Origin of the sequence: Rubritalea tangerina (assembly GCF_042683245.1) — a bacterium.
Classification (GTDB): Bacteria; Verrucomicrobiota; Verrucomicrobiia; order Verrucomicrobiales; family Akkermansiaceae; genus Rubritalea; species Rubritalea tangerina.
Genome location: NZ_JBHUJB010000050.1, coordinates 21,957 through 30,227, shown reverse-complemented (window position 1 = coordinate 30,227; position 8,271 = coordinate 21,957). Strand labels below are relative to the sequence as shown.

Sequence of the window (8,271 nt, the reverse complement as noted above, 5' to 3'; positions counted from 1 at the left end):
AAGCCTATCCGACTTTTCCTGACTACTTTAAAACACCGAAAAACCGCTTAAGTCCGTGCCATTCCAGCCAGTCTATTTATTGATGAGCATGAAGGTGAAGAATTCTACTTTGTTAGGGGAATACTTTCAGGCGGTGGGAGGGATGTTACCGAAATACGGGATTGAACTTGTGTCAACGGGGACGAGCACGGTGACGGTCCTTGAGGGGAGCTGGGACCACCAGAGAACAGCCTTATTGAAGGCACCGACACGTTCTGCTTGGTTTGCGTTTTATGAATCCACGGAATATGAAAGCATCAAGCCAATGCGGGAGAAGGCGGCCGAATCGATGGTTGCTCTCTTTGACGGGCTAGATTTTAGTATGTAAGGTGCCGATCGAAGTTTGATGGAGGGGGGGAGATCTTTGATTTTTAACTATTTTAGAGTTACTCGAACATTCTGGTGAGGGGTTCGGCTTGACGGTTGAGCATGAAAATCTCGTTCGATTCTTTATCGATGATCATTTTGAATGCTGAGGCTTCAGAAGTGACTTTGAAGGTGATGATGGAGCCATCGACGGAGTAACGAGCATCGAACTGAGCGACTTGGCCTGGGGTATCGGTTTCGGAGCTGATGGTAGCGGATCCGTCGGGTCGGAACTCCCACACGTGGCGTCGGTCGCGGAAGTGGTTGACCCACTTTCCTAGGTAGTCCGAGGCTTTGGGCATTGTGGGGCTGACGACAAGGAGGTCACCGCGGGTGGGCTTGTTATGGTTGCGAGGGGTAAAGTCGACTTGGACGGACCATTCAGCGGGGTCATTGATGGCATCAGGGACTGTGACTTGGTAGGTATTTTTTCGGGTATAGACGGCTTTACCGAGGCGCCCGCTGTGGGTATCTGAATCGACGATGGCACCATCTTTGAGGAGGTGGACAGCAGCGATTCCTATGGAGGAGGTGTCGTCGAGTTTACGCAGGGCAATAGTGTGGGTGCCAGCTTGATTGATTTGGTCGGTAATATCGAAGGTTTTCGAGGTGGGGTCTCCTGTGTGGTGTGACCACAGGTAGGTTTTGGAGGGGAGAGTGCGATGGATATCGATGGAGGAGATAGAGGTCGATTGGATCCCTGTATCGAAGTCGTGGAGTAGAGCTTCTCCTGTGTTGAGAGTTTGGGTGGTATTTGCGGCTTGTAGTTCGACGCTGCCTTGGAAGACGCCGAGTTTGGTAAGTTCCCCGGGTTTTACTTCGACGCCGAACTGGGTGCCGAGGTCTACGATACGGCCTTCAGGGTAATCGAGTGTGTAGCCTGTTGCTTGTGGAGTGATGAGCACTGAGCATTTGCCTTTGCTTATGTTTCCACTGTTAGGTCCAGTTGATTGGTAGTGTGCTGGACCTTGGACAATGACTTCTGCACCGGAGGGATGACGGAGTTTGAGGTGCCCGGAGAGGATGTTGACTGTTTGGGTGTCGGAGCCTTTAGGGGAGGGGCCATTCCACTCGACATTTCTGGAGGATAGAATGGTGAAGTTGTTCGGCGCTTGTTGGGCAGCGATAATGGGGCCGTCAGGAGTGTGTTTGTGCTGGACGTAGAGAGTGAAAGCGATGGCGGCAGCGGCGGCTAGAGAGAGAGGGACGGCGAAGCGGATGAGAGGGGAAGGTTTGGCGGTGACGAGTTCGGGTTGGGTTTCGACACAGGAGTAGAGTGCCTGTTCTTGCTGCATGGCACGGAGGTAGTGGACACGTGCTGAGGGTGTTGCAAGAAGGTTCTCGAGCTCACGGCACTCTGCATTAGTGAGTGACTGGGGGCTGAGGATTTTATCGATCAGCAGGTCGAGTTGTTGGAGAGTGGAAGCATTCATGACTTGGCATCGATACACATACGCAGGGTTTTGCGGATACGTGAGATCGCTTTATGGAGAGCGCTGGGGGTGCGGTTAGAGTCTTGTGCGATTTGGGTGAGGGAGATGCGGTGGAGGTAGTGTTGTTGGACGAGTTGCTTATCTTTGACTTTGAGGGTTGCGAGGCACTTGGCGAGAAAGTGGTAGCGTTCATCATCGGAGTCGCAGAGTTCTACGGCATCATGACTAAGCTGTTCGAGCATGGCATCGGAGAGGTGTGCGTGGGTGTTGCGTTGGCGGGCTCGGATACTTTCTTTAATACGAAGGTAGGCGACACGGAATGCCCAGGCTTTGAAATTGGTGCCAGGGGTGTATTTATCGAGGTTCGTGACGAGGTAGGCATTGGTATTTTGGAGGATATCGTCGTAGTCATTGGCATTGCTTGTGAGGGAGATGATGTAGCCTCGCAATGGCCCTTGGATGCCGGCGAGCAAGGAGCTAGCGGATGCCTGTGGTGCGGCATCAGCATTGGCGGTATGGCTGCTGGTGCTTGGACGATAGTCGGTCATCTTAGCTAATGAGATAGCAGTCATGGCGTGCCTGTGCAAGGAGTGGGACTGGTGCAGTTCATATCTGGATAGAATGTGAGGGTTCCAGAGCAGAGGACAGAGGGGTGGGGATACTGACGAAAAAAGTGAGAAAATGTCCCAAAAATAAAAAGTGGCAGAAAAGTTGTCAGGATAGGAGCGGTGGCGGCCTTTGATAGGTAACTGATCGTGGCAGGGCTCTTCAGGGGGGTATCTGATGCAGGGAGTCCTGCCATGGTTTAACACACCTACGAAACAAAGAGGTCCCTTGTTCTTAGAGTGGCGCTGGGCATGTTGGGGTAACATCTACATGCAGTGGATATCAGCTCAGTCCGCTTCAAGAACGAGGGGCTTTCTTTGTTTTAAATGGGGGGGATTGAGGGGAATGATAGATCAGGGAGTCTTGACGACGACCCTGAAGAAGCAGCGGGTATCGCTGTGCGATAGGGAGTGCTGGAGCGTGGCTTGGGACCCGTCTCCGAGGTAGGAGGATAGGTCCTGCCAGGTTTTGAGGTCAGCACTTTTTTGGAGGGTGTAGTTCACCCCGGCTTGGGTGGCCCAGAGCAGTGAGGCTTGAGTTCCTTGGATGGTAAAGGAATCGAGTTTGAAGACTTGGGGTTCTACGTTGAATGATACTCTGTTAGAAACTTCTGTATAAGAATCATTCGTAAAGAGTGAGAGGTAATATGCGCCGATGGGGAGGTCTTCGACGACTGTGACATCTCCAGCCGGGCGGCCATCGACGTAGACATAGTTGAGGAGTTCGCCTGTACCGGGTTCTTCACCTTGGCGGTAGACACCGAGCCAATCTTTAGGATTTGCTGGGCCGTTGAGAAAGGTGGCTAGGATGTCTTCACTGTGGTGGTAGGTGGTTTTAGGCAGTGTGAGAGTAGCGATGCGTTCACCGAGTTGGAATGCGAGTCTGTCGCTGATCTTGATGTTACCTGAATTGGCTTGGACCACGGCGAAGTAGTAGCCTTTATCGAGTGCTGTGATGGGCCAAGATCCTTGGGCAGAGGTGAGGGTGTATGCGGCAATGGGGGTGTCAAGGCCTGGGGTCATGCCTGCGCGGTAGAGTTTGAGTTGGTTCCCGGCGACATCTGCATTGGAGAAGTTGATGGTGACGTCTTCACCTTGGTCGTATTTATCTTTGCTTTGGCTGAGGTTTGTACGGTTACCGTGGTAGAAGGGGACCCGTGGGCTGAGTTCTGAGTAGGCATCATTTTCGAAGAAGCCGAGGAAGTACTCGGCACCGACATCTAACTTGCCTGCGGTATTGAGTGTGAGGTTGCCTGCTGGTCCTGAGACGTAGCTCCAGGCTGTGGATGCTGGTCCGCCTGGTATTTGGCCTTTCTTGTAGAGCCCGATCCAATCTTTGGCATTGCCAGGTCCTTGTTCGTATTGGACGAGGATATCTGTGTTAGGTGCGAGGACGGGAGAGGCTATTTGTAGGCTTGGGTTTGCGGCATTACTGCCCGTGATGGTGAAAGTGTAGGGGAGCGACCATGCTGACCAGGTGGCATTGCGGTCGCGGTGGCGGGTGCGTGCATAGTAGGTACCATTGGGTAATGCCGAGGCTCCGAGCTCGTATTGGGTGATGTCCTTGCCTGCGTGGATATCAACGGGAAGGTAGTCTGGGGCGCCTGTGTCTCCATAGAAATTTTCGAAGTCGACGACGGTATCGATGTTTGTGCTTGAGAAGTTTGGCACAGTGGAGACTTGGTATTGGACGCTATTGAGGAGTTCGTCAGTGGAGGTGCTGTATGGTGACGAGTTGAGTGTGTATGGTAGACTCAGCGGCGAAGTGTCAGAGTTTGTGAGGCTAGGAGTATTGGGGGCGGCTTTGCCTCGGATGCGATGGAAGCGGTCGACTTCTTTACTATTGTAGATCCATCGGTTGTTAGCTGGGAGGAGGCAATGGGCTTCAGCATAGCAGGTGACTTCGGCCTTTTGGGTGGCGGGGTCGGCAACTAACAATTGCCAGGTCCAATTATTGATAGATTTTTGGACATCATCGTAATCGGCTTCTCGACCGGACTGTCCCCAGTATTGATCCCACGCGGAGCCACCTGAGATGATGTGGTAGTTCGGGGCATCTTTGACTTGGCCACGGTGGTAGATATGGTGGTGGGCGCCGATATTGAGGAAGTGTTTATCGGTTTGGTTAAGGATGGGCATGGCGGTGTTACGCATCCAGCTAGAGATATCGCCGAGGTATTGTTCGGCTTGGTAGGGGCGGTGGCAGATGCTGATGAGCCAATCGACTGAGGAGTCAGATTTAGCGGCGTTGGTAATGGACTGGATCCATTGGGTTTGGGTGGCGCTGTTTCCGAGTTCACTATTGGTATGGACGAAGACAAAGTTGGCCATTTGGTGTGAGTAGTATGAATCACCGTCGGGGCCAGGGATACCATTGTAGTCGACTTCTTCGTAGCGGAAGAGTCTGCGGTAGCGGTTGAGTCCGGAATCTCCGTAGGTTTCATGGTTTCCTACGGAGGTCATGATGGGGACATTCGGGCTGATAAGCCTTGAGCAATAGAAGTGGAGGTGACGCCATTGGTTATTGTTACCGTAGTCGACTTGGTCACCGGGCATAACGACGACATCGATGATTTCTTCGATCGGTTTATTTTGGTGGAGGGCGCGAATTTTGGTGACTGCCCGTTCCATGAGTTTTTCGTATCGATGGTATGGATCGTTAGTGGATTCTTTTTCTACGATTTGGTTATCTCCGATGATGAGAGCTCTGAAGGGGGAGGTGGTGGAGCCTAGGGCGGGTGCGCTGCGGAAGCGGAAGGTGGCGGAGGTCGCATTTTCCGTGCGTACTCGATAATAGTAGTAGGTGTTAGGAGTGAGGTTTGTGAGCTTGGCTGAGTGGTAGTGGTAGTTTGAGCCAAGCACATCGACGGAACCGGTGACTGTGGTGTTAAGGGCATCTGGGCTGGCACCGAAGTCGATGAAGGTTTGGGAATCGGCATCGCTCCACCAGGAAACCCAAATGGAATCGGGACGGGGTAGGTGGAGGTAGGGACGGAGGCCTGAGGGGGCACCCACAAAGGGGAGTGGGTTGGCAAAAATCCATTGGCCTCGGAGGGTGAAGGCTCCGAGAGAGGCCCCTGAAATAAGTTTGAGGAAGGTGGAACGGTGCATGATGGGAGCATAGCCTGACGATTTTCCCCGCGCTCTGGGCAATTTCAATGAAGATGTGGCATTTCCGACTTCTTAGGATGGGTTCTCGACAATTGGGCAAAAGAAAGGGAGCCTATCGAGCGTAGTAAAGCGGGTTTATGGACAGGCAAAATAAGAGCTGGTTGCACAATAAGTTAGGTGACTCCTCAGATGGGGTGCTAACTTTATATGCGGTAGTGGCAGCATTCATCACGTATTTTGCGATGTATGCGTTTCGCAAGCCATTTGCGGCGGCGGCTTTTGAGGGGGCGGTATGGTTTGGGGGTGAGGTGAGTATTAAGGCGGTGTTGGCATCGTCTCAGCTGATTGGCTATGCGCTATCAAAGATTGTGGGTATCAAGGTTTGTTCGGAGCTTGATCACGCTAAGAGGGGGGTGTTTTTGGTAGGGATTATTTTGTTAGCGGAGTTGAGTTTGCTTTGCTTTGGCTTGGTACCTGATGACTGGAAGTTTATTGCGATTGGTATTAATGGTTTAGCGTTAGGCTTGGTATGGGGCGTGGTGGTGACTTTTTTAGAAGGGCGCAAGACCTCTGAGATCATGCTCGCTGGCTTATCTTGTGCGTTTATCATGGCGAGTGGTGTGGTGAAGGATTTTGGACGTGCTGTGATGGCAGGGAGTGAGGCGACGTGGTGGCACGGCACACCGGTTCTCAGCAGGTATTTAGTGGAATGGTATGGGCCGGTGAGCGAGGGGTGGATGCCCTTTGTGGTGGGGCTTCACTATTTGCCAGTATTCGTGATCGCTGTGATTTTACTCAAGCAGCTTCCTGCACCAAATAAGTTAGACATTGCAGAGAGGAGTGAGCGCAAGACGATGAGTGGTGCTGAGAGGGGGCAGTTTTTCACACGCTTTGCGGGGGGGATCTGCATGCTATGCTTCATTTATTTATTCATGACCGCGTATCGAGATTACCGGGATACGTATCAGGTAGAGATCTTTGGCTTGTTAGGCTATGAAGCGAGTGCTGAGAACAAGAGTTTGTTGGGGAATGCTGAGATGATAGTGGCATTTGCGGTGACGATTGGTCTAGGAGCCTTGTATTGGTTACGGCATCTTTTTCATCAGCATGGTTTGGTATTGGTCTGGGGCTTTATGACCTTGGGGATGCTAGCGTTAGGAGGGGGGACTTTATTGTATGACAGTGGGATGGTGTCAGGATTCACGTGGATGGTTCTGACTGGTGTTGGGGTGTATTTGACCTACGTTCCTTTTGGTTCGGTGTTGTTTGATCAGATCATAGCATCGACTCGCTTTGTGGGGACTGCAGTCTTTGCGATCTATCTGTGCGATGGGGTGGGGTATATTGGGACGGTGGGTTTGTACTTTGTAGGGGACTTGTTATTTGGTGAGATGAACAAGTTAGAGTTTTTCCATCATTTCACGCATTTACTGACAGTGGGTGGTTTACTGTGTTTATGTGGCAGTTATTTGTATTTTAGGAAGTGTGCAATGCTTGGTGAGATGGAAGCTGAGGTGGAGTCTCAGAAGGTGCTTAGAGCAGGCGAGTGAGGGAGGAAGTAAGGTTATTGCTTATGTGAGAGACTTTATTTGAATGGGCATTTGGGGGGATGCGGTTGGCTGTCATGATGACTTGCATGCCTGCGGCGTGGGCGGCAGCGACACCATGGTTAGAATCCTCAATCGCCAGGCATGCTTCAGGAGCTACCTTCAGTCTTTCGGCGGCAAGGAGGTAGATATCTGGTGAAGGTTTTCCGGAAGTGACTTGGTCACCGGCAGCGACGGCTTGGAAGTAATGATGGATGCCGGTACGTTTGGTGAAGTCGAGGATGTCGGTGAGGTAGCTTGAGGAAGCGATGGCCATAGGGATATCGCGTTTGTGGAGCAGCTCGAGGACGTGAGGGATATGGGGCATGAAGGGGATGCCGTCATCGAGGGTGAATTGCTGGAGGAACTGTGGCCAATCGCGTGAGAATTGTTGGCAATCGAATTTCGCGTTTAGTGTGCGAGTGAGGAATTGTTCAATATTTTCGTTGGTGGTTCCAGCGAGTTGGCTGAAGTAGGTTTCCTTGGTGAGGTCATAGTTTTGCTGAGCCAGGGCACTTTGGAATGCGCGGTAGTAGACGATTTCGGTATCGAAGAGGGTGCCGTCCATATCGAAAATGACTGCAGCGACTGGTAGCTTCATACAGGGGTACTTAGAATGGATTATGGCTGTTTTGCTAGTGAAAAAGCCAGAGAAGCCCAGAGTCAGGCTGAGAACGGGATGGTATCATAGTTCCTATGATAAAGCGAAGATTGGGGGGCAAAAAAAGATGGCATGGTGGTATTTAGCGGCAGCAATTTTTTGTGAAGTGGTGGCGACTCATGCTTTGAAAGCGACTCAGGGGATGGGGAAGTGGGGGGCGGTTAGTTTGGTGGTTCTGGGGTATGGCGCTGCATTTTATTTTCTGTCATTGGCATTGCGTCAGTTGCCATTGGCATTGGCGTATGCGGTATGGTGTGGTGCTGGGATTGTGTTAGTAGCAATGGTTGCGTGGTGGTGGTATGGCGAGGCGCTGAGTGCACAGGGGATATTAGGTATAGGGCTGATTTGTACAGGCATTGCGGTATTGAAGTGTGCGAGTGTTTCTTAATGATCGAAATTGCCTAGTGAATTGTCGTTATGGTGCGTAGATAGATGAGGGTGTGGTGATGCATTTTTAGGCTGCAATGAAA

General features: G+C 51.6%; 7 protein-coding genes. 3 read left to right on the top strand and 4 right to left on the bottom strand.

Annotated features, from left to right (window positions below):
- The first annotated feature begins 55 nt into the window (after positions 1-55).
- A complete protein-coding gene (locus ACFSW8_RS12525; RefSeq protein ID WP_377088231.1) occupies positions 56-367 on the top strand; it encodes a DUF1330 domain-containing protein in 312 nt (103 codons plus the stop codon).
- 58 nt (positions 368-425) lie between these two features.
- Here the strand turns inward: ACFSW8_RS12525 and ACFSW8_RS12520 are convergent, their stop codons facing one another.
- From ACFSW8_RS12520 to ACFSW8_RS12510, 3 genes are all read right to left on the bottom strand, one after another.
- Positions 426-1,838, bottom strand: a complete 1,413-nt coding sequence (locus ACFSW8_RS12520; RefSeq protein WP_377178395.1) for a hypothetical protein — start codon at positions 1,836-1,838, stop codon at positions 426-428.
- On the bottom strand, positions 1,835-2,410 hold the full coding sequence (locus ACFSW8_RS12515) for a sigma-70 family RNA polymerase sigma factor (protein WP_377178393.1): 576 nt from the start codon (positions 2,408-2,410) through the stop codon (positions 1,835-1,837). The genes ACFSW8_RS12520 and ACFSW8_RS12515 overlap by 4 nt, the downstream gene beginning before the upstream one ends.
- Before the next feature lie 387 nt (positions 2,411-2,797).
- A complete protein-coding gene (locus tag ACFSW8_RS12510; protein ID WP_377178391.1) occupies positions 2,798-5,554 on the bottom strand; it encodes a purple acid phosphatase family protein in 2,757 nt (918 codons plus the stop codon).
- 137 nt (positions 5,555-5,691) lie between these two features.
- On the opposite strand from ACFSW8_RS12510, the gene ACFSW8_RS12505 reads away from it, so the two are divergent.
- Positions 5,692-7,104, top strand: coding sequence for a DUF5690 family protein (locus ACFSW8_RS12505; protein ID WP_377088237.1), 1,413 nt, complete (start codon positions 5,692-5,694; stop codon positions 7,102-7,104).
- Here ACFSW8_RS12505 and ACFSW8_RS12500 read toward each other — a convergent pair.
- Entirely contained in the window at positions 7,088-7,741 is a 654-nt protein-coding gene (locus tag ACFSW8_RS12500) for an HAD family hydrolase (protein ID WP_377088238.1), read from the bottom strand. The two genes, ACFSW8_RS12505 and ACFSW8_RS12500, sit on opposite strands and share 17 nt — an antisense overlap.
- Positions 7,742-7,763: 22 nt before the next feature.
- Here ACFSW8_RS12500 and ACFSW8_RS12495 point away from each other — a divergent pair, with 22 nt between their 5' ends.
- A complete protein-coding gene (locus ACFSW8_RS12495) occupies positions 7,764-8,189 on the top strand; it encodes a DMT family transporter (protein WP_377088239.1) in 426 nt (141 codons plus the stop codon).
- The last annotated feature ends 82 nt before the right edge of the window (positions 8,190-8,271 follow it).